18 protein-coding genes are annotated in these 21047 nt (G+C 54.5%); 6 read left to right on the plus strand and 12 right to left on the minus strand.

The genetic code is table 11. The features are described from left to right. Nucleotides 1–165: 165 nt before the first annotated feature. A complete protein-coding gene (locus tag BUB06_RS16310) occupies nt 166–1542 on the minus strand; it encodes a GntP family permease (protein WP_010294502.1) in 1377 nt (458 codons plus the stop codon). A gap of 158 nt (nt 1543–1700) precedes the next feature. Here BUB06_RS16310 and BUB06_RS16315 point away from each other — a divergent pair, with 158 nt between their 5' ends. Continuing rightward, the gene (locus tag BUB06_RS16315) at nt 1701–2213 is read left to right on the plus strand and encodes a gluconokinase (RefSeq protein WP_039474158.1); all 513 of its coding nucleotides are present in this window, start codon (nt 1701–1703) and stop codon (nt 2211–2213) included. Between the two features lie 9 nt (nt 2214–2222). Here the strand turns inward: BUB06_RS16315 and gntR are convergent, their stop codons facing one another. The 5 genes from gntR to glpA form a co-directional block, all read right to left on the minus strand. Then, nucleotides 2223–3218, minus strand: coding sequence for a gluconate operon transcriptional repressor GntR (gene gntR / locus BUB06_RS16320; protein ID WP_010294506.1), 996 nt, complete (start codon nt 3216–3218; stop codon nt 2223–2225). A gap of 161 nt (nt 3219–3379) precedes the next feature. Beyond that, nucleotides 3380–4075 (minus strand): pirin family protein, encoded by a 696-nt coding sequence (locus tag BUB06_RS16325; RefSeq protein ID WP_010294510.1) that lies wholly within the window; start codon nt 4073–4075, stop codon nt 3380–3382. A 367-nt stretch (nt 4076–4442) separates the two neighbouring features. Beyond that, entirely contained in the window at nt 4443–5654 is a 1212-nt protein-coding gene (gene glpC, locus BUB06_RS16330; RefSeq protein WP_039474161.1) for an anaerobic glycerol-3-phosphate dehydrogenase subunit GlpC, read from the minus strand. Beyond that, nucleotides 5651–6913 carry a glycerol-3-phosphate dehydrogenase subunit GlpB gene (gene glpB, locus BUB06_RS16335; protein ID WP_039474164.1) on the minus strand — a complete coding sequence of 421 codons (1263 nt, stop codon included), beginning with the start codon at nt 6911–6913 and terminating at the stop codon, nt 5651–5653. Before glpB ends, glpC begins: the two co-directional genes overlap by 4 nt. Continuing rightward, nucleotides 6903–8570 (minus strand): anaerobic glycerol-3-phosphate dehydrogenase subunit A, encoded by a 1668-nt coding sequence (glpA, locus tag BUB06_RS16340; protein WP_039474166.1) that lies wholly within the window; start codon nt 8568–8570, stop codon nt 6903–6905. Before glpA ends, glpB begins: the two co-directional genes overlap by 11 nt. A gap of 314 nt (nt 8571–8884) precedes the next feature. On the opposite strand from glpA, the gene glpT reads away from it, so the two are divergent. Both glpT and glpQ read left to right on the plus strand, forming a co-directional pair. Next, nucleotides 8885–10234 carry a glycerol-3-phosphate transporter gene (gene glpT / locus BUB06_RS16345; protein WP_010294518.1) on the plus strand — a complete coding sequence of 450 codons (1350 nt, stop codon included), beginning with the start codon at nt 8885–8887 and terminating at the stop codon, nt 10232–10234. A 75-nt stretch (nt 10235–10309) separates the two neighbouring features. Further along, complete coding sequence (gene glpQ / locus BUB06_RS16350; RefSeq protein WP_039474168.1) at nt 10310–11377, plus strand: glycerophosphodiester phosphodiesterase; 1068 nt, start codon at nt 10310–10312, stop codon at nt 11375–11377. Nucleotides 11378–11555: 178 nt separating this feature from the next. On the opposite strand, the gene yigL is transcribed toward glpQ, so the two are convergent. Next, a complete protein-coding gene (gene yigL, locus BUB06_RS16355; protein ID WP_010294521.1) occupies nt 11556–12356 on the minus strand; it encodes a sugar/pyridoxal phosphate phosphatase YigL in 801 nt (266 codons plus the stop codon). Between the two features lie 104 nt (nt 12357–12460). Further along, complete coding sequence (gene pldB, locus BUB06_RS16360) at nt 12461–13498, minus strand: lysophospholipase L2 (protein ID WP_010294523.1); 1038 nt, start codon at nt 13496–13498, stop codon at nt 12461–12463. A gap of 130 nt (nt 13499–13628) precedes the next feature. Between pldB and rhtB the strand changes: the two genes are divergently transcribed. Continuing rightward, entirely contained in the window at nt 13629–14249 is a 621-nt protein-coding gene (gene rhtB / locus BUB06_RS16365; RefSeq protein ID WP_039474171.1) for a homoserine/homoserine lactone efflux protein, read from the plus strand. 60 nt (nt 14250–14309) lie between these two features. On the opposite strand, the gene rhtC is transcribed toward rhtB, so the two are convergent. The 3 genes from rhtC to pldA form a co-directional block, all read right to left on the minus strand. Continuing rightward, a complete protein-coding gene (gene rhtC, locus BUB06_RS16370) occupies nt 14310–14933 on the minus strand; it encodes a threonine export protein RhtC (RefSeq protein WP_039474173.1) in 624 nt (207 codons plus the stop codon). A 43-nt stretch (nt 14934–14976) separates the two neighbouring features. Next, nucleotides 14977–16806 carry an ATP-dependent DNA helicase RecQ gene (gene recQ / locus BUB06_RS16375; protein ID WP_039474177.1) on the minus strand — a complete coding sequence of 610 codons (1830 nt, stop codon included), beginning with the start codon at nt 16804–16806 and terminating at the stop codon, nt 14977–14979. A gap of 132 nt (nt 16807–16938) precedes the next feature. Continuing rightward, nucleotides 16939–17805 (minus strand): phospholipase A, encoded by an 867-nt coding sequence (gene pldA, locus BUB06_RS16380; RefSeq protein ID WP_010294533.1) that lies wholly within the window; start codon nt 17803–17805, stop codon nt 16939–16941. 270 nt (nt 17806–18075) lie between these two features. On the opposite strand from pldA, the gene BUB06_RS16385 reads away from it, so the two are divergent. After that, entirely contained in the window at nt 18076–18564 is a 489-nt protein-coding gene (locus tag BUB06_RS16385; RefSeq protein WP_039474180.1) for a thioesterase family protein, read from the plus strand. A gap of 98 nt (nt 18565–18662) precedes the next feature. Then, nucleotides 18663–19592 (plus strand): EamA family transporter RarD, encoded by a 930-nt coding sequence (rarD, locus tag BUB06_RS16390; RefSeq protein WP_010294537.1) that lies wholly within the window; start codon nt 18663–18665, stop codon nt 19590–19592. On the opposite strand, the gene BUB06_RS16395 is transcribed toward rarD, so the two are convergent. Beyond that, nucleotides 19558–20616, minus strand: coding sequence for an AbrB family transcriptional regulator (locus BUB06_RS16395; RefSeq protein ID WP_039474184.1), 1059 nt, complete (start codon nt 20614–20616; stop codon nt 19558–19560). The two genes, rarD and BUB06_RS16395, sit on opposite strands and share 35 nt — an antisense overlap. Nucleotides 20617–21047 lie beyond the last annotated feature (431 nt).

A 21047-nucleotide genomic window follows, 5' to 3' on the forward strand; every position in this document is an offset into this window, starting at 1 on the left:
CCAGGAGCCTGGGGTCATGGGGCGAGCGGCGTTTGAGCCGCCCCATGTCGGGCGCGTGCGACGAAGTAGCATGAAAATAACGACATTATCGCGCACGAAACCGTCTCTTCGTCGGCATAAAAAATGTGACTAAAAGCCCCCTCCACAAGGAGGGGGTTAAACACATTAGAGGAAAATACTCCCCACCAGCGCTATCAGGAACGCGATGGTGCCGAGCAGCGTTTCCATCACCGTCCAGGTTTTCAGAGTCGTTTTCTCATCCATTTCGAGGAAACGGCCAACCAGCCAGAAGCCTGAGTCGTTCACATGCGACAGCACGGTCGCACCACCCGCAATCGCCACAACAATAAAGCAGAGATCGAACTGGCTAAGGCCAGGGGTCGCTGCCACCGCCGGTGCCATCAGCGCCGCTGTCGTCGTCAGTGCCACCGTCGCAGAGCCCTGCGCCACACGCAGTGCAGCAGACACCACAAACGCCGCCACAATCACCGGCATTCCAGTATCTGCCAACGCACCAGACAGCGCATCGCCGATGCCGCTGGAACGCAGAACGCCACCGAACATCCCGCCCGCACCGGTTACCAGAATAATCGAACACACCGGACCCAGCGCGCCTTCACAGATTTTCTCAAGGTGTCTACGGCTATGCTGGCCGCTAAACATAATCATGGCGAACAAGACCGTAATCAGCAGCGCAATCGGCGTTTTCCCCAACATACGCAGGAACTGCACCAGACCACTATCGCCGCTGATAACGCCCATTACCGTCAGCGTATTCAACCCGGTATCGAGGAAAATCAGGATCAGCGGCAGCAACAGCACCCACATCACAACGCTGAACGGAGGCGGCGTATGCTGCTCATCGGCCTTTACTTCGGTCAGGAACGTTGACGGCAGCGGCAAATGGAATTTTTTACCTGCCCACAGGCCGAACAGATAACCACCAAAATACCAGGTGGGGTAAGCAATCACAGCACCAACCAGTACCAGCAGGCCGATGTTGGCACCCAGCAGTTCACTGGCCGCAACCGGACCGGGATGCGGTGGCAACAAGGCATGCATAACGGCAAACGCGCCCGCAGCAGGGAATGCATAAGTCAGCGTTGAGCCGCCAAAACGTTTCGCCACGCTGAAAATAATCGGCAGCATCACGATCAGCCCGGCGTCGAAGAAGATCGGGAAGCCGAATAGCAGAGAAGCAAGACCCAGCGCGAAAGGCGCGCGCTTCTCACCAAATTTATTGATTAGCGTATCCGCCAGCACATTTGCGCCACCGGTCACTTCCAGCAGGCGACCAATCATTGCCCCCAGACCAACCAACAAGGCAACGGATGCCAACGTGCTACCGAAACCGCTGAGCAGTGTAGGAACGAGTTTCTCAAAAGGGGTTTTCGTCGCCAGTGCCGTGATCAGGCTCACCAACGTCAACGCCAAAAACGCGTGGACGCGGAAGCGCATAATCAGTACCAGTAACAGTGCGACCGCACCTGCGGCGATGGTTAATAGCACACTGGCGCTATAGGCGGATGTTATTTCTGTCATCGTTAATAATCTCTTTAGGGCACCCGGTCTGGATTGGCTGATTGTTTGTGAGGTGTATCACATCATCATTTGATACCGGTAACATGATACGGGTAACATGTTAAAATCAGGAACTATCAAACACCATTTAATTTACATTTTGAGATAGAGATCAAATTATGTCAGGTCGAAGCATTATTCTGATGGGCGTATCAGGCAGTGGAAAATCCTCAGTTGGCGCTGAACTTGGCCGCGCCATTCAGGCAAAATTTATTGACGGCGACGATCTGCATCCGCGCGCAAATATCCAGAAAATGGCCAGCGGTACGCCGTTGAATGACGACGACCGTGCACCGTGGCTGGAGCGACTCAGCGATGTTGCCTACAGCCTGGCGCACAAAAACGAGACGGGCATCATCGTCTGTTCCGCGCTGAAAAAGCGTTACCGTGACCGCCTGCGCGAAGGGAACGAAAAGATGGTGTTTATCTATTTGAAAGGCAGCTTTGAGCTGGTTCTTGAGCGTCACAAAGCCAGAGCAGGCCACTTCATGCCGACAGATCTACTGAAAAGCCAGTTCGATGCGCTGGAAGAACCGGGCAGCGATGAGCCGGATGTCCTGAAGGTCGATATTGACGGTACCCGAGAGGACGTCGTGCAGCGCTGCGTTGAGGCACTGCGTGCAGCAGGCTAACGCAGACGCTTAGAGGCTTTCACCGTCCAGTACGGTAAAGCCGACATCGATCCTATCCTGTGCGACTGGCTCGCCCCGCAGACGAGCCAGCAGTTGTTCGGTGCCGACGCGCCCCATGTGTTCACGCGGCGTCAGTACGCTAGCCAGCTTCGGCACCATCGCCTGACCAATGTCGTGCCCGTGGAAACCCGCTACGCCAATGTCATCCGGCACGCGCAGCCCCTGCCGCTGGCATTCGAACATCGCCCCGACGGCTAAGTCGTCATTGGTGCAAAACACGCTATCGACCTGCGGGTATTCCGCCTGCGTCTGCCGCAGCAGTTCGCCACCAAGCGAATAGGAAGATGCCCGCTCGCTCATCACGCAATAGCTCTTGAGCTCACTTTCCCACATCGCTTGTTCATAGCCTCGGCAACGCATAATCGTACGCTCATCCTGCCGTGCGCCGAGATAGACGATATGACGATGCCCCAGCGCGACCATACGCAATGTCATCTGCCGTGCGGCTTCGACGTTATCAAACCCGACAGCCATATCCAGACAAGGGGAGACAGAATCCATCAGCTCGACTACCGGAATACCGGCAACGTCCAGCATCTGGCGCGTGCGCGGCGTGTGGGTTCGTTCGGCGAGAATAAGCCCATCGATGTGATACGACAGCAGTGAAGTCAGACGCTGTTCTTCTCTGTCAGGATGATAGCCATAGTGCGCCAGCATAGTCTGGTAGCCGTGCGCTTCCGCCGTGCGTTCAATCCCGCGCAAGACTTCGGCGAAAACCTGATTGGTTAATGACGGCAGCAGCACGCCAATCGCCCGGCTGGTGGAGCTGGCGAGCATATTCGGCGCGAGATTGGGGATATAGCCCAGCTCATCCAATGCAATAGCGATCTTTTCCTGCAACGCGGCGGACACCTGAGCGGGATTACGCAAATAACGGCTTACCGTCATTTTGGTAATCCCAACACGGTCAGCAACGTCCTGGAGAACGGGTCTTTTTTTCTTCATCGTCGACTAAAATGCCTGAAAAACAGTAAGCTAAGTCTAACAAAAAAAGCATAAAGAAAGTAAAGGCAAAGGGGCAGAATCTGAATGATGACGTCAGGCAGTGACAAATAAAAAGCCCGCGTCTTTTCCTACGCGGGCTTCTTCATTTTTCTCACTCGTCATTATACCGGCGGCAGATCAAACAGCAGGATTTCGCTGTCCTCGCTGGCGTGTACGGAGATCGCCGTTTCATCCCACACGGCAAACGCATCACTGGTTTCCGCTTTCTGGCCGTTAATCTCTACCGTACCGCGCACCACCTGAACCCAGACGCGACGGTCAGCCTGAATCTGATACACCGATTGCTCCTGCGCTTTCAGCGCCCAGCGCCACAGCGTCATGTCCTGAAAGACCTTCAGAGAGCCTTCACGCGCATCCGGAGACAGCACCAGTTGACGCCCTTGCAGCACATCAAAGCGCTTCTGCTCGTAGCGCGGCGTCAGGCCGGTTTTTTCTGGGATAATCCAGATTTGATACAGGTGCAGTTGCTCGTCCTTGCTGGCATTGTATTCAGAATGACGAATACCCGTTCCCGCACTCATAATCTGGAATTCGCCCGCTGGCACCTGCTCTTTATTTCCCATGCTGTCCTGATGTTCAACCGCACCGGACAAAACATAGGTCAGAATTTCCATATCTTTATGTGGATGCGTACCAAAGCCCTGACCGCCTTCGATATAGTCTTCATTAATGACGCGCAGTGCCGAAAATCCCATGAAATCAGGATCGTAATAATCGGCGAATGAGAATGTGTGCCAGCTGTCGAGCCAGCCGTGATTCGCATGTCCGCGATCTTGCGCTTGACGTAAATAGATCATGTTATTTCCTCCCGCGTTTTTGATAAGGAAAGTGTAACGGGCGGTGGTAAATAAGATAGCGCAAAAAACTCATCGCTCTGTTCGAAAAATCAGAACGGGATAATGGCTGGAAAGGAATTGCAAAAAAAAAAGCCAGCACCCGAGCTGGCTAAATAATACTGGAAGCAATGTGAGCAATGTCGTGCCTTCACAGGGAAGCCGGATCGTCGTGAACACCATCAATAACTAACACAGGCGCATGACATCGTTCCCCGGAACGCACAGCAATAATAATCATTATCATTCGCACTTGTAAAGTGCTTTTTGCGATAAATTCTTATTCTCAATACGGACTGTGGAACAGCCCGTTTTGCTCCCCTTCTGTTTGCTACTCTGGCTGCGCTAATGCCCTTGCCAGCAGGGTGATCGGGTGTTCACACTTTTTGCTGGTCGACATCTCAATCTGCCATTTACAGGTTTCGCAGTCCGTCACCACGATATCGACCCCGCTCTCTTCAATCTGCTGAAACAGCGGTGCGCCAATACCTTGCGACGTGGCGTAATTCTCTTTCTTGAAGCCGTAGGTACCCGCAATGCCGCAGCACTGGGAATCCAACATCACCAGCTCAAGACCGGGAATGCGTTGCAGCAGCGCCAGGGTATACGCCGTCCAGCCCATTCGTTCCAGATGGCAAGGCGTGTGATACGCCACCCGCAGCGGCAATTTACCCAGCGGCAGCGTTCGCCCTTCTTCTTCCAGCAGACGGTAGAGCTGACGCGTCACCAGTTCGACGCCATCGCGCACGTGACCGTTATCCACGCCCAGCAGATGTGGATACTCGTCCCGCAGCGTGAACGTACAGCTGGATGACGTCGCGACCACTGGCAGGGATTTCTGATTAATCGCCTCATCCAGCGATTTGATATTCGCGTGCGCCTGCTTTCTGGCCTTGTCGTGAAAACCATTGGCGATCAGCGGCACGCCGCAGCACTTCTCTTTATTCAGCAACTGGACGCCAATACCCATCGCGTTAAAGACCTGAACCAGATCTTTACCTAGCTGTGGATGGTTGTAGTTCACATAGCAGCCGTGGAAGTAAGCGATCTGCTCATCATAGGCCTGCTGTTTTGCCGCCTGTTGGCGATACCAGCGCCGGAAGGTGCCGAACGAGTATTTCGGCAACTGGCGACGATGGTCGATTTTCAACGCTTTATCCAGCAGTTGGCGCACCGGTTTCAGGCTAGTCGCCGTATTCACCAGAGGCGCAAACGGTGTAGCAATTGACCCCATGAAGTCGGTATGACTCAGAATCGCATCACGCAATGTCGGCTTGTGACTGCTGTGCGTGGCTTTCGCACGCTGAATAATGTCGCCAATTTTGACATCCGACGGGCACGCGACTTCACAACGTTTGCAGTTGGTGCAGTATTTCAGCGCATCGTCATACAGCGCTGGATCTTTACGCCGCAAGCGTTCGCCGTCTGGGCCAGCCTGTTTCGGGCCGGGATAAAGCGGGTTCACGCGCGACACCGGACAGTACGTGGTACAGACCGTACACTTGATGCAATCTTCAAAACTGTTATCGCTAAGCAGGCTCATGGGTTGCCCTCCTTCAAAATCTGTTCGGCAACATGAAGTGCGCTGAGCAAGGAAACCCCCGCTCCACATCCCTGCACAATGGGGTCGAAGCCTTCCAGCACCGCACCAATCGCGTACAAATTACTGACCGTTTCGCCCTCAATGCGAGGATGCAGATGTTCATCGACAATCGCACCAAATTGCAGATAAGGCTGCGGCGCAAACACATCCTGCTGGCTCCAGCCCTCGCGCTGGTCAGCAAACCGAACGTCCAGCCCAAAGACCGGTTCGGTCACGCGATCGAACTGCGTCACCAGCCCGTTACTAAAGAAGCTACCACTCGCCAGCACCGCATGCTTCGCCCGCAGCGGAATATCACGGTGGTGGAGACTATGGATCGCAATCTCCTGCGGCGATAGCGAGGCGCGCACCGCGCGATCGCCCGGCATCACCATGCCACCCAGTTGGCGAAAGCGCTGCGACAGCGCCTGATGCAGGCGTAAGCCGAGTACTGACGGCGGTAATGTCGGTAACAGCAGCACCGGTTTACCTAACGCACCAGCGAGTTCATTGATGATTTCAGTGCTGTCCAATCCCAGACAGGCAGGCATGATGATGGCATCGTTACCGTTAGCCAGAAGCGACAGTTCCTCCACCAGCGCCGAGCGATTTTCCGGCCGATCCAGCACGCGGGCGATATTTACCGCGCGGAATTCGCTGGGGTTCTGGCGTAGCCGATCCAGCACGGGCAGCTTGAGTTCATCACTGCGTGCCGCAATACCCTGCGCCTGAAGCGTGCCGGCCACAATACGGGACTGAAAATCCAGAAAGCCTTCGATACCCGCAATCAGCGGATTGTCGCCAAAGCGGGCATCCGGCAGACCACGCGTGACGCCATCGACCGGGCTCAGCCAGCATGAACGAAACTTACCTAACGGCGTCATGCGCCAGTGGTTCTGGTGATGACTGCCTTGCAGGATGATATTGCTGCGTTCCAGCAGCGCCTCAACCTGTGGCAACAGGGTCGCCACTGCCGTCGCGCCCATACGGGAATAAGGATGATGAGGAGCCTGACGCGCCAACTCATCCAGCGCATCGAGCGGCTGGCTAACAGGCTGTCCGTCAGGGAGATGGGAAAGTAAATCCAACGCACCGGAAGAAAAATGCAGCGCATTCTGCCCCGCGCTGACAATCGCACAGCGTTTTCCCTGCTCCGCTAAGCGAATGCCGCAGGTCAATCCCGCCAGCCCGCCGCCGATAATCACAACGTCATAGCGCATGACGATCCTCCTGACTGTCGCTGGCCGTCAGGCCGCACAATCCCTGATAAATCCAACTGGTAAACTCGCTTTCGCGCAGCGCATTGCCCCACGCAATCGGGCGAATGCCTTTCCAGCGTTCGTTCAAAAACTGGCTGAGCTGCGTGAGCGACTGCTCCGGCGTCGCAGTACCCAGACGGCACAGCAGACCCGCTGCACGACAGGCGCACAGTTCGCCCTGACAGGTGCCCATACCCACGCGAGTGCGCCGACGTAAATCAATCAGGTTATTTACCTGCAACGACTCCACGGCGTAGCGCACTTCCCCCGCCGTCACGGCCTCACATTCGCATACCAGGCTGCGATCCAGACGCTCACCGGACAGCATTCGTCCTGCTCGTTCACCGTGACGATAAATCGCCGAACCGCGCAGCGGCGCAGATAACGGTTTTGCCACAGGATAAGCAGACAGGGCGTGAGGGGCAGATTTCACTTCCTCCAGCGATTCAGAACCGGGCAGCGGCGTCTGTGCCGTCGAGCAGGCCACGTCATGGCCCAGCTTTTTGCAGATAGCGTCAGTCACCCATTCCGCCATCAGGCGGTAGGTCATCAGCTTGCCGCCGGTGATGGTAATAAAACCTTCCAGCCCGTCGCGAATGGCATGGTCGAGCAGCACAATGCCGCGGCTCACGCTACGTCCGCTGGGGTCGCTATCACTGGCAACCAACGGTCGGACGCCCGCATAGGCGCGTAGAATGCGCGTACTCGCCAACGTCGGCGCCAGCATCGAGCCTTCCCGCATCAGCGTTTCCACCTCAGCAGGTGTCACCAGCATATTGTCGATTTGATCGTAATCGATGTGAGTTGAAGTGGTGCCAATCAGCGAAATGGTATCGCCCGGCACCAAAATGTCGGCATCCGCCGGCTTACGGCAGCGGTTGATCACCATGTTATTGATGCGGTGTCCAAGAATCAGCAGAGCGCCTTTTGCCGGAAACATACGCACGCGCAGATCGGCATATTCCGCAATGTGTTGCCCCCAAATACCGCCCGCGTTGACCACCACCTGTGCATAGATTTCTGTTTCTACACCTTTTTTATGGTCGAAAACGCGCACGCCAGTAATACGGTCGCCCTGACGAATCAGCCCGATGACCTCATGATAGGTCAGCACTTCCGCGCCGTGCTCGCAGGCATCAATCATGTTGGCCGCCGTCAGGCGAAAGGGATCGACAGAGCCATCCGGCACACGCACCGCGCCAATCAGGGTCGGGTTTGCCGCCGGTTCCAGCCGTAGCGCTTCCTGCGGATCCAACGCCTGAGCGCGAATCCCAGCCTGCTGGCAGGCGGTAATAAACTGCGCCTGCCAGCCGAGATCGTCTTCGGGCAAGGTGATAAACAGACCGTCGGTAGGCTCAATACAGTGGCGAGCAATCCGCCGGAGAATCTGGTTTTCTTCAATACATTCGCGGGCAGACTCACCATCGGTTACCGCATAGCGGGCGCCGCTGTGTAATAAGCCGTGATTACGCCCGGTCGCTCCGGTCGCAATGTCATAACGTTCAAGCAGCAGGCAGCGCAGTCCGCGCAGGGCACAGTCTCGTGCCGTACCCGCCCCCGTCGCACCACCGCCGATGACAACCACGTCAGTTTCACGCCAGTTCCCCATGTTTTTCATTCTGCTCTCACTTCAGGCGGAGGGTATACATGTTGCTATTGGGACACAGAAAGAAGGGTTGATGTTTGATAAAGAGCAAAAACGAACACTAAACGAAAATAAAGCAGGATTTAAAAACAATAAGTGTGATTTAGGTCACTAAAACCACGCTGTGGAATTTTCCTATTCTGTTAACATGAGCGCAAAAATCGTCACAGTTTCATAAAAGTGTAACATTAGCGTCATGAATCACACTCATTTGCACGCTATCCCCTTACAATAACGTTCGTAATAGAACAAAAAAGCTATCGTTTTTTTTCGCATTGGAGATATCTATGCTGAGTATTTTTAGGCCCGCAGCCCACCAGCCGCGCGTGTCGCAAGAACACGTTGATCCGCTCTATCGCCGCCTGCGCTGGCAGATTTTCATGGGGATCTTTTTTGGCTACGCGGCCTACTATCTGGTGCGTAAAAACTTCGCACTCGCCATGCCTTATCTGATTGAACAGGGCTTCTCACGCGGCGATCTTGGCTTTGCGCTGTCCGGCATTTCCATCGCCTACGGCTTTTCCAAATTCATCATGGGGTCGATATCTGACCGCTCTAACCCGCGCGTGTTTCTGCCTGCGGGTCTGATTCTGTCAGGTGCGGTCATGCTGTTCATGGGCTTCGTGCCGTGGGCAACGTCCAGCATTGCGATTATGTTCGTCCTGCTGTTCCTGTGCGGATGGTTCCAGGGTATGGGTTGGCCGCCGTGCGGACGTACGATGGTTCACTGGTGGTCGCAGAAAGAACGTGGTGGCATCGTGTCCGTATGGAACTGTGCTCACAACGTCGGCGGTGGTATTCCTCCTCTGCTGTTCCTGCTGGGTATGGCCTGGTTCAACGACTGGAAAGCAGCACTCTATATGCCGGCCTTCGCCGCCATTCTGATTGCCATGATCGCTTTTGCACTGATGCGTGACACGCCGCAATCCTGTGGTCTGCCACCGATTGAAGAGTACAAAAACGATTATCCGGTTGATTACAATGAAAAAGCGGAAGAAGAACTGACGGCTAAGCAGATCTTCATGCAGTACGTTTTCCCCAACAAACTGCTGTGGTACATCGCGATCGCCAACGTCTTCGTTTACCTGCTGCGTTACGGTATCCTCGACTGGTCACCGACCTACCTGAAGGAAGTTAAACACTTCGCACTGGATAAGTCTTCCTGGGCCTATTTCTTCTACGAATATGCGGGTATTCCGGGCACGCTGCTGTGCGGCTGGATGTCCGACAAGGTCTTCAAAGGCAACCGTGGTGCAACAGGCGTGTTCTTCATGACGCTGGTGACAATAGCAACTATCGTTTACTGGATGAACCCAGCCGGTAACCCGGGTGTGGACATGGCCTGTATGATCGTCATCGGCTTCCTGATTTACGGCCCAGTCATGCTGATTGGTCTGCATGCACTGGAACTGGCACCGAAAAAAGCAGCGGGTACCGCTGCGGGCTTCACCGGCCTGTTCGGCTACCTCGGCGGTTCTGTTGCCGCTAGCGCCATCGTCGGCTACACCGTTGACTTCTTCGGTTGGGACGGCGGCTTTATAGTCATGATCGGCGGCAGCATTCTGGCTGTACTTCTGCTGGTTGTTGTTATGCTGAATGAGAAAAAGCATAAAGCAGAGTTAGCCAATCGCGCCTAACCCGCTCTTGTAAGCATCCCTCTGGCGGCGTCCTGATGACGCCGCCTTTCTCTCAACAGAAAGAGGTTTGATCGCATGAACGTTACCGTAACATCCCTACTCTCCGCCCTCGCGCTCTCCGTATCCTTTAGTGCTTCCGCTTCATCTACCGACAAAATCGTTATTGCCCACCGCGGTGCCAGCGGCTATCTGCCCGAGCATACGCTTCCGGCGAAAGCGATGGCCTACGCTCAGGGTGCTGATTATCTGGAGCAAGATCTGGTGCTCACCAAAGATAACGCGCTCATTGTCCTGCATGATCACTATCTGGATCGCGTTACCGACGTGGCAGAACGCTTTCCGCAACGCGCCCGCAAAGATGGACGCTTTTACGCCATCGATTTCACGCTGGAAGAAATCAAGTCACTGAAATTTACCGAAGGGTTCGACATCAAAGACGGCAAGCAGGTACAGAGCTACCCGAACCGTTTTCCGATGTGGAAATCCGACTTCCGTATTCATACCTTTCAGGAAGAAATTGAATTTATTCAGGGGCTGAACCACTCAACTGGCAAAAACATCGGACTCTATCCCGAAATCAAAGCGCCGTGGTTTCACCATCAGGAAGGAAAAGACATCGCGCGCGAAACGCTGGCCGTGTTGAAGCAGTATGGCTATACGAAAAAAAGCGATAAGGTCTTCCTGCAATCGTTTGATGTTGCCGAGCTAAAGCGTATCAAAACCGAATTGCAGCCGCAGATGAAGATGGATCTGAACCTGATTCAACTGATTGCCTATACCGACTGGCATGAAACCTACGAGAAGCAGGCCGATGGAACGTGGGTGAATTACCACTACGACTGGATGCAAAAGCCCGGCGCTATGCAGCAAATTGCGACCTATGCCGACGGTATCGGCCCGGACTATCACATGCTCGTCCAGAAAGGTTCGACGCCTGACAGCATCACCTTTACCGACATGGTGAAGGAAGCCCACCAGCATAAACTTCAGGTACACCCGTTTACGGCAAGAGCCGACAGGCTACCGGCGTACGCCAAGGATATCGATCGTCTCTACGGCATCCTCTACTATCAGGCGGATGTTGACGGCCTGTTCACCGACTTTCCCGACAAAGCGGTCGATTTCCTGAAAAAACCGCGCTGAAGCGCTAATACTGGTCGCTTAAGCATGGATTTAGAGGGAAACACGATGATGAGGCTCCCGCAGGGATGCCTCGCACCGTGGTCGCCCTCGGTATCTCGATCCTTAAACGATCGCTGAGGCTCAGCTTTCCCATCGGGCACAATGTGCCCGATGATGCGTTGGCTCGATAACACATCGATTATTTCAGAAACAGTTCACGCAGGTAATTCGGCACCGCGCTGTCCGCGTTAGAACCAATCACTTCGCGATCCGGCAGCATATCTTTCAGACGCTGATGCGCGTTCTGCATCACGCAGCCTTTTCCGGCCATAGACAGCATTTCGTAGTCGTTCATGCCATCACCAAACGCCACACATTCTTTGAGCGAGAAGCCGATAATCTTCGCCACCTGCTCCAGCGCATGGCCTTTAGACACGCCGCCCGCCATCACTTCCAGACAGGTAAGCGTCGAAAAGCTCACGTTGACACGGTCACCCCAGCGCGCGTTGATCGCTTCTTCCAGCGGTAACAGCTGTTCATGAGAATCGCAGGTAAAGAACACCTTGCTGACACCATCGGTTTCGAGCAGCGCAGGCTCGAACAGCTTGTATTTAAAGATCGACTCTTTGAAGAAACGTTCTTCTTCCGCACGCGGACGGTTCATAAACCACTCATCATCGCGGTAAACGTGCGTCAACATATCGGGATTATTGTGTACGACGCTGTAAAGGTCGCGGGCAATGTCCTGATCCAGATTGTGGCTGAAAATCAGCTCGCCCTGCGAGTTGTGCACACGCGCACCGTTCGAGGTAATCATAAACGCGCTGATGCCGAGGTTATCGCGGATCTGCGCGACATCCATGTGGTGCCGTCCGGTAGCGAACACAAAGTGAATCCCTTTTTCCGTCAGCAGCCTGAGGGTTTCTTTGGCATACGGGGACAGCGAGTGGTCAGGTGACAGCAGTGTGCCATCTAAATCGGAAGCAACGACATGGTACATAGCGATGAGATCTCACTTCTGGTGTGTTGTGGCGGCACGCGCCGCAAAAAATTAACGAGGTTGCTGGCAGCGTCCGTTGAACGACCCCCGCCAACAGTCTAAAATTAATGATAACGCGCAAAGTGCGCCAGAATCAGCGCAAATGCCTGAGCGCGGAGGTTATCCGTTTCAAAGAGAATTTCATGCCGCGCACCGTGGATAACCTGCAAAACGCCGTTTGAATTAGCGTTACCGCTTTGAGCCAGTGCCTGACAAAACGCATTCTGGCTGCGGTTATCCACCACGCGTTCTTCTCCCGCCTGTAACAGCAGAAGCGGCGTGGTGACGGCGCTGGCCTGAGCCAATAGCTGTTTCCCCGCCTGTATCGCCTCTCGCACCCAATGATAAGTGGGGCCGCCGATGCGTAAATCCGGAGAATCCGCATAAAAGCGAATGCCGCGCTGGTAGCGTTCACGGCTGTGCGTCAGCACATTCATCCGGTAAGGCAAAGGACGCCATTGCCCTGTGCCGATGGCGTAGTAATCGCGTATCGCCGGGCGGCGCTCCGCCCAATCGACGATCCAACCCGCAACGCAGTGAGGAAGCGGCAAACGAATACCAAACATCGGCGCGCACAGCGCCACGGCATCAAACGTTTCAGGTTGGCGAATCAAAAGCTGCGCCAGAATCGCGCCCCCCATTGAATGCGCTAAGGCAAATCGGCGGGTGTAGTGTTTCGGGCCAATATGCTGCTGACACAGCGTTTCGGCATCATCGACATAATCACTAAAGCGCAGCACGTGTCCACGGTGGCCGTCTTGCAATACTCGCCCCGACCGCCCTTGCCCACGGTGATCCATGATGAGCACATCATAGCCGCTATGAAAGAGGTCGTAAGCCACTTCGCTATATTTGACATAGCTTTCGATACGACCTGAAAAAACAACGACAATCTTGTCGTGCTGCGGCGCGGTAAAGCGAACGAACCGGATCGGCACATCGTCTACGCCAGAGAATTCGCCCTCTTCGCGCTGACGCCAGAAATCCAGTAATTCTCCGGTAGCAAAAGCGGCAAACTGCGCTTCTCGCGTTAACAGGTTCGAGGTTAACCCTTCAGGCGTTAACCGTTCCGACGTAAACAACGTATTGTGGCGTTGAATCATCACACCTCTCCGGTGACGCGGGAAAACAAAGCTAGCGGAAGAACATGACAAGCAGTGGAGCACAAGCGTATTGTGACATAAAAAACAGACAGACTCTCGTAATACAGAACGTGATTCAGGGGCATGCTTCATGACATTGGACTGGTGGTTAACTTACTTACTCACAACGCTTATTCTCAGCCTGTCGCCCGGCTCTGGTGCCATCAACACCATGAGCACCGGAATTAGCCACGGCTATCGCGGCGCGGCGGCCTCGATCTGTGGTTTACAGGTCGGGCTGGCGATTCATATCGTGCTGGTCGGCATTGGGTTAGGCGCGTTGCTTAACCAATCTGTACTGGCTTTCGATGTACTAAAATGGCTGGGCGCGGCGTATCTGATTTGGCTGGGGATTCAGCAGTGGCGCGCCGCAGGCGCACTTGACCTTCAGGCGATCGCCAGCGCCATGCCGCGTCGTAGGCTCTTTAAACGAGCGGTGCTGGTGAATCTGACCAACCCGAAAAGCATCGTGTTTCTGGCGGCGTTGTTCCCACAGTTCATTATTCCCCACCAGCCGCAGGCCGCACAGTACTTGGTATTGGGCGTCACCACCGTTGTGGTCGATATCATCGTGATGATTGGCTACGCCACACTGGCCACGCGTATCGCAGGATGGCTGAAAGGCCCACGGCAGATGAAGACGCTCAACCGGATATTTGGATCGCTGTTCGTGCTGGTCGGCGCGTTACTCGCCACGGCGAGAAAGGCCTGATTAAGGCAGCGCGCCGTAGCGGCTAGCGGCGCACGCCTATCTATCATTCAGAAGGAAAGGTTAGCGAGAGAAAATCAGGTGCAGGCCGAAACCGGTAAACAGCACGCCCGCCACGCCATCCACCCATTTCGCCAGACGCTGATAGCCACGACGCATTGCCGGTAGGGCGAAAACCATCGCGACCAGGCTGAACCAGATCAGCGTTTCAATCGAGATCAACGCAAACAGCCCCCAACGCGCGCCGCTACCGACGCTGTCGCCGACAAACAGCGAGAACACGCTGCCGAAATAGATCAGCGCCTTCGGATTCGCCAGATTCGTCAATAGTCCACGCATGAAGGTTTTACCGCGCTGAGGCAGTACCACCGCCTTCTCCTGCGTGGTTTCTAACTGTGCTTTATTTCGCGCGGAACACAGCATCTGCCAGCCCATCCAGCACAGGTACAGCCCACCGCCGACGGTAACTGCCGTATGCAACCAGGCCATTTTTTGCAACAGCAGATGCAGCCCCAGCAACGCGATAGCCGCCCAAACCATAACGCCCAGAGAAATACCTAACACGCCCATCATCGCTTCACGGCGGGAACGGCTGGCCGCCGTTTGTGAAACGAAAAAGAAATCCGGCCCCGGGCTCATCAGCGCAATGAAATGCACCAGCGCCACAGTCATAAATAGCATCAGCATGTTGGTTTTCCTGTTTTTTAAATGCAGTCAGACAAGACGAGCATCACTCGTCATCATTATTATCGACATGATCGCGAATCATGTTCATGAAAGGCGCACCGAAACGTTCGAGTTTACGGTGTCCAACCCCGTTGATATTCAGCAGTTCACCCGCGGTGATCGGCATCATTTCGGCCATCTCCAGCAGCGTGGCATCGCTGAACACCACGTAAGGCGGAATATTGTCTTCATCAGCGATGGATTTACGCAGTTTGCGTAATTTGGCAAACAGCTTACGGTCGTAATTTCCACCGTACGATTTTTGATTGGCGCGGGGTTTCAGGTTAATCACACGCGGCACGGCCAGCTGTAGCGGCATTTCTCCCCGCAATACCGGACGCGCAGATTCGGTAAGCTGTACCGCAGAATGCATTGTGATGTTCTGGTTCAGCAAGCCCAGATGAATCAGTTGGCGCAGCACGCTGACCCAATGCTCCTGCGATTTCTCTTTACCAATACCGTAAACCGGTAGTTTGTCATGGCCGAAGTCACGGATACGCTGGTTATTCGCCCCGCGCAGCACCTCAACGATATACCCTAAACCAAAGCGCTGCCCAACGCGGTATACGCAGGAGAGCGCCTTTTGCGCTTCGACCAGCCCGTCGTAACGCTTCGGCGGATCGAGACAAATATCGCAGTTGCCACAGGCCTGTTGGCGCCCTTCACCAAAATAATTCAGCAGCACCAGACGACGGCAGGTCTGCGCTTCGGCAAACGCCCCCATCGCATTAAGCTTATGGCGTTCGATATCCAACTGCGGCCCAGCCGGTTTCTCTTCCAGACAGCGGCGCAGCCATGCCATATCCGCCGGATCGTAGAACAGCGCGGCTTCAGCAGCGAGGCCGTCACGCCCGGCACGCCCCGTTTCCTGATAGTAGGATTCGATGTTGCGCGGAATATCAAAGTGCACCACAAACCGCACGTTAGGCTTGTTGATACCCATACCAAAGGCGACGGTCGCCACCACCACCTGGAGATCGTCACGCAGGAACGCTTCCTGCACCTGTGCACGCCGTTCGTTATCCAATCCAGCGTGATAAGCGCCTGCGCTCAGCCCACGGGCCTGCAAGCGGGCGCAAATATCTTCCACGCGGGAACGGCTGTTGCAATAGATGATGCCGCTTTTTCCACGCTGCCCCTGCACGAACATCCAGAGCTGATCGAGCGGCTTGAACTTCTCCACCAGCGTGTAGCGAATATTCGGACGGTCAAAGCTGCTGATCTGAATCAGCGGTGACTGGAGATCCAACAGGCGAACGATATCGTTCCGCGTGGTCTCATCGGCGGTTGCCGTCAACGCAATGAAAGGAAGATGAGGGAAACGCTGTTTAATCTGCCCCAGCGCGCGATATTCAGGGCGGAAATCGTGTCCCCATTGGGAAATGCAGTGCGCTTCATCCACCGCGATCAGGGAAATCTGCCAATGAGCAAGATGATCGAGGAAGCTGTCCGTCGTCAGGCGTTCCGGCGCAATATAAAGCAGCTTGATATGACCGGTACGACAACCGGCCATCACCTCAAGCTGCTGCTCGCGCGTCTGCGTCGAATTCAGGCAGGCTGCCGAAACACCGTAGGCCTGAAGCTGATCAACCTGATCTTTCATCAGTGAAATCAACGGGGACACCACCAGCGTCAGCCCGTCCATCACCAGCGCGGGGATTTGATAGCACAGCGATTTGCCGCCGCCTGTCGGCATGATAACCAGACAATCCTGCCCACTGAGCGTCGCGCTGATAATTTCCTGCTGACCCGGTCGGAATTGCTGGTAGCCGAACGTGTCCCGCAGAACCTGAACCGCCAGCGCTTCCTTATTCAATACTTCCGCCGTAGACACGCCTTCCCCAATTCAATGAAATCAAACAGGCGCTATTTTCAGCGCCGTTGGGTAAAACTGCAATCGTTAGTTTGGTAAAACGACAGGGCTAAAGCGGTAATCGCTAAAACCCCGATCGCGAAAACATGGTCGTTAGAACATGTCGTTCAGCGTCACACCAACGCCAAAGCGGGTCTGGCGGTGGTTGTAATCAATCAGGGATTCGCCGTAGCCGCTAAACACCTTGGTGTAGAAACGGACATGACGCGTCAGCGGGTAACTCCAACCCAGTTCACCGCCACCGTAGCCGCTATTCCAGTTATAGCGCCCTTCTGCGCTAAACACGCTGTCGCCCCACACATAGCCGACGCGCAAACGGTAATGGCCCATGTATTTGGTGATATCTGGATTGTCATCCTGACTGTCGGAGAAACGCACCCACGGCTTCACATCAACCTGCCAGTTGCCGTTCTGCGCCATCAGGCGGACATAAGCGCGGTTCCAGCTACGCGACGTCGGGTCAGAGCGGCCATTAGACTGGTGATTAAAGCCCGTTTCCACATCCCGCAGCGTCCAGCCTGCTAATGTGTAGTTCGTTGCCCAGCCCAAAAAGACCTGTGGCTCATAGTTGGTTTCACGGAACGGAGAAGACTCGCTCTTATTAGACAACTGCCACCACGAGCGCTGCGTATAGGAAGCCCCCAGTAACGAGTTATCACCCAGAATGCCACGCCAGATCGGGAATCCCAGACTCAACTGGTAATGCACTTCATCTTTACGTGCTTCATCGCCCCAGTTATAGCTCTGTATCGCCGTTTTATTGATGTTGCTGGTATAGGTATACAGTATGTAGTTGCTCTCATAAGGATAGAGAACAAACGGGGTGTTGTGCTCTTCTAACAAGCTGGCAATAATGCTGCCACGTACCGCAGGTTGATTTGGCGCAGGTGCGTTTGTTGTGTCTTCGGCATGAGCCTGTGCTGTCAGTAATACTGCCAGTACGAATCCGATTTTATGCATTCATTTTCTCCGACATGTTTTTCTCCAGCATGCTTTTATCCAAATAAAATCTTTTATCTAAATAAACTCATTTATCTAAATAGTGATAAGCCTTCCCCACTCAAGCCCGCCATTCTACACAGTTCAGCGACGTTTGAATTATCGTTCTCCCGTTTCTCTGCCTTTTCTGGAAAGAAACAAAATCAACGCAAAAAACAAACAATCACATAACCTTACCGCATCAAATCAACTACATTTAACAAGTCTCTCTCACCCAAACAGGAAACCACTATGGCTGACATTCCATCGTTTCACGGAACCACACTAACCAGAGAGACAGTGCGCCAGCTCGTTGGGGAGATTTTCATTTACAAAATGCCCTTCAACATTGAGCTGGGCCTTGAGTTACAGCAATTTGAAGCCGACAAAGCCGTCTTGACGTTCGCCCGGCAAGAGAAGCTCATCGGCAACGCAGCACAAAAAATCCTGCATGGCGGCGTGATTGCTGCCGGGCTGGACGTGGCTGCAGGACTGGTCTGCGTCGGCAACACGCTGCTGCGCCATGAGACGATCAGCGATCAGGAGTTTCATCATCGGCTCGCCCGCATGGGAACGATTGATATGCGGGTAGATTATCTGCGTCCGGGCTATGGCGAACACTTCACCATTACCAGCACGCTGCTGCGCGGCGGCAATAAAATCGCCGTTGCACGCGCCGAATTGCATAACGAACAGGGTTCACATCTCGCCAGCGCCACCGCAACCTATATTGTCGGGTAACCTTTACGTTAGAAAAAATTGTCATCAACACTTTACGTGAAAGCGCTCACCGTTTTGGGTAGACTTAGCGTTTTCCCGCCGTCCTTATCGAGTCACCCATGAACGCGCAACAAACCCGTGAGGGGATCTTTTTCGCCCTCGCCGCGTATTTCATTTGGGGAATTGCTCCCGTTTACTTCAAGCTGCTTGAGCACGTTCCGCCCAATGAAATACTGACGCACCGTATTATCTGGTCATTCTTCTTTATGCTGATCCTGCTGACCATCGGTCGGAAGTGGCGTCAGGTGAGCCTAGCCTGCCGCAACGTCAAGCATCTGTTTCTGTTGGCATTAACGGCGGTGCTTATCGGCGGAAACTGGCTGTTGTATATCTGGGCAGTCAACAACCATCACATGCTGGAAGCTAGTCTGGGGTATTTTATCAACCCGCTGGTCAACGTCATGTTAGGCATGATCTTTCTGGGCGAACGCTTTCGCCGCCTGCAATGGCTGGCCGTGCTGCTTGCCGTGACTGGCGTACTGGTTCAGCTGTGGACGTTTGGATCGTTGCCGATTATCGCGCTCGGGCTGGCATTCAGCTTCGCTTTATACGGCTTGCTGCGTAAGAAGATTGGCATCGACGGGCAAACCGGCATGCTGATCGAAACGCTGTGGCTGCTGCCAGTAGCCGTCATTTATCTGTTTTTTATTGCCGACACGCCAAGTAGCCATCTGACAGCCAACCCTTGGTCGCTGAATCTGCTGCTGCTCTCGGCAGGCATCGTCACCACGGTACCGCTATTGTTCTTTACCTCGGCAGCGATGCGTCTGCGCCTGTCGACGCTCGGCTTTTTCCAGTACCTCGGCCCTACCATCATGTTTATGCTGGCAGTGGTGTTCTACGGTGAAACGTTTAGCAGCGACAAGCTAGTGACGTTTGGCTTTATCTGGGGTGCGCTGGCGCTGTTTATTCTGGATGCGCTTTATACGCAGCGTAAGCTACGGCGCACGCCAGCTACAACGTCCCTGCCTCAACACGACGGGAAATAAAGCGCGATAAGATCGGGCTGAACAACAGCGTCGAAAACAGCCGCAGCGTCTGCATGGCGATGACAAACGCCATATCGACCCGACTGCCTGCGGCGATAATCGCAATCGAATCCAGCCCGCCGGGGCTGGTCGCCAGAAAGGCGGTCAGCATATCCACCGGCATCATTTTCGTCACCATCCACGCCATTCCACCGCACAGCAGCATCAATCCGACTATCGACGCCATCATGTGCGGCAGCGTGCGTATCGCCAGTAAAAAGATGGGGCGAGTAAAGCAGAGCCCGACGCTCCAGCCGATAAAGGCATAGGCCAACGCCAGCAGCCACTCCGGGGTTTGCAGCTGCAAGGTGCCGCTGGCATGCAGCATCGAGCCGATAATCATTGGCCCTAACAGCGCACCGGATGGAATGCGCAAACGTCTTCCCAGCCAGGCGCTGCCAAACGCCACGCCGAGCGTTGCCAGAAAGCGCCAGTCCAGTGCGGGAAACCAGACCAGCATCGCGCTGTTTTCCGCCGCCTCGTCGCCCAAACTCAGGCGTGCCACAAACGCGGCAGAAGCGGTGACCATCAGTACGCGTAAATATTGCATGAAGGCGACCAACCGCACGTCCGCACCGAACTCTCCGGCCATCGCGACCATCGCAGACGCACCGCCCGGCGATGCCCCCCAGGTTCCGGTCGTTCCGGGCAGCTCGCTAAATTTGACCAGTAACCAGCCAGATAGCCCGCTGGCAGCCAGCGTCGCGAGCAGAATGAACAGCACCAGCGGCCATTCGCTCATCAGCGGTTTCAGGATGGAAAATGATAGGCTTTGTGCAACCAGACAGCCCAGAACGGCATTGCTGCCAGCAAAGCAGACGGGCGGGATACGAATCGTCGCACCGTTTAACCCCATGACGACGCCGACCATCATCGGTCCCAGCAACAGCGCGGCGGGAACGTGGTAAATCTGTAGCCCAAACCCCAGAATTAATGAGACCGACAGCAGGATTCCCCATTGCACCCACGGTGACATCCCTTTCATGCACACGACCCTTGTTTAGGAATAAAGAGTAAAAATAGAAAGCAAGAACAGAAAAGCAGTCCACCATTCCATACTCTAAATAATTCGAGTTTCAGGACAAAAACGGCAAGGCGTTTTTGAACAGCGCTTGCGCTGACCCCGAAGGGGTGAGGCCATAAGGCCGAATAACGCGGCAAGCGAAGGACAAATTCGTCGGGAACGAATTTGACCAGCCAACGGCTGGCCTTCGGTGAGAGACAGGATGTCTCTCCCTCATCCCGATGAGCTTACTCACGTAAGTGATTCGGGTGACTGAACGCAGCCAACGCACATGCAACTTGAAGTATGACGAGTATAAACAGAATAGTTGGAGAATAAACAGGAATAGTAAGGTCGCAAACTATCAAGCAGGAAAGGAGTTTTGCATTGAAGGGAAGAAACGCGATGCACCT

This window comes from Pectobacterium carotovorum, assembly GCF_900129615.1.
GTDB classification, from domain to species: domain Bacteria; phylum Pseudomonadota; class Gammaproteobacteria; order Enterobacterales; family Enterobacteriaceae; genus Pectobacterium; species Pectobacterium carotovorum.

Coding starts and splice junctions, on each gene's coding strand:
- BUB06_RS16310 (WP_010294502.1), bottom strand. CDS start 1,542: ATGACAGAAATAACATCCGCCTATAGCGCCAGTGTGCTATTAACCATC.
- BUB06_RS16315 (WP_039474158.1), top strand. CDS start 1,701: ATGTCAGGTCGAAGCATTATTCTGATGGGCGTATCAGGCAGTGGAAAA.
- gntR (WP_010294506.1), bottom strand. CDS start 3,218: ATGAAGAAAAAAAGACCCGTTCTCCAGGACGTTGCTGACCGTGTTGGG.
- BUB06_RS16325 (WP_010294510.1), bottom strand. CDS start 4,075: ATGATCTATTTACGTCAAGCGCAAGATCGCGGACATGCGAATCACGGC.
- glpC (WP_039474161.1), bottom strand. CDS start 5,654: ATGAGCCTGCTTAGCGATAACAGTTTTGAAGATTGCATCAAGTGTACG.
- glpB (WP_039474164.1), bottom strand. CDS start 6,913: ATGCGCTATGACGTTGTGATTATCGGCGGCGGGCTGGCGGGATTGACC.
- glpA (WP_039474166.1), bottom strand. CDS start 8,570: ATGAAAAACATGGGGAACTGGCGTGAAACTGACGTGGTTGTCATCGGC.
- glpT (WP_010294518.1), top strand. CDS start 8,885: ATGCTGAGTATTTTTAGGCCCGCAGCCCACCAGCCGCGCGTGTCGCAA.
- glpQ (WP_039474168.1), top strand. CDS start 10,310: ATGAACGTTACCGTAACATCCCTACTCTCCGCCCTCGCGCTCTCCGTA.
- yigL (WP_010294521.1), bottom strand. CDS start 12,356: ATGTACCATGTCGTTGCTTCCGATTTAGATGGCACACTGCTGTCACCT.
- pldB (WP_010294523.1), bottom strand. CDS start 13,498: ATGATTCAACGCCACAATACGTTGTTTACGTCGGAACGGTTAACGCCT.
- rhtB (WP_039474171.1), top strand. CDS start 13,629: ATGACATTGGACTGGTGGTTAACTTACTTACTCACAACGCTTATTCTC.
- rhtC (WP_039474173.1), bottom strand. CDS start 14,933: ATGCTGATGCTATTTATGACTGTGGCGCTGGTGCATTTCATTGCGCTG.
- pldA (WP_010294533.1), bottom strand. CDS start 17,805: ATGCATAAAATCGGATTCGTACTGGCAGTATTACTGACAGCACAGGCT.
- BUB06_RS16385 (WP_039474180.1), top strand. CDS start 18,076: ATGGCTGACATTCCATCGTTTCACGGAACCACACTAACCAGAGAGACA.
- rarD (WP_010294537.1), top strand. CDS start 18,663: ATGAACGCGCAACAAACCCGTGAGGGGATCTTTTTCGCCCTCGCCGCG.
- BUB06_RS16395 (WP_039474184.1), bottom strand. CDS start 20,616: ATGAAAGGGATGTCACCGTGGGTGCAATGGGGAATCCTGCTGTCGGTC.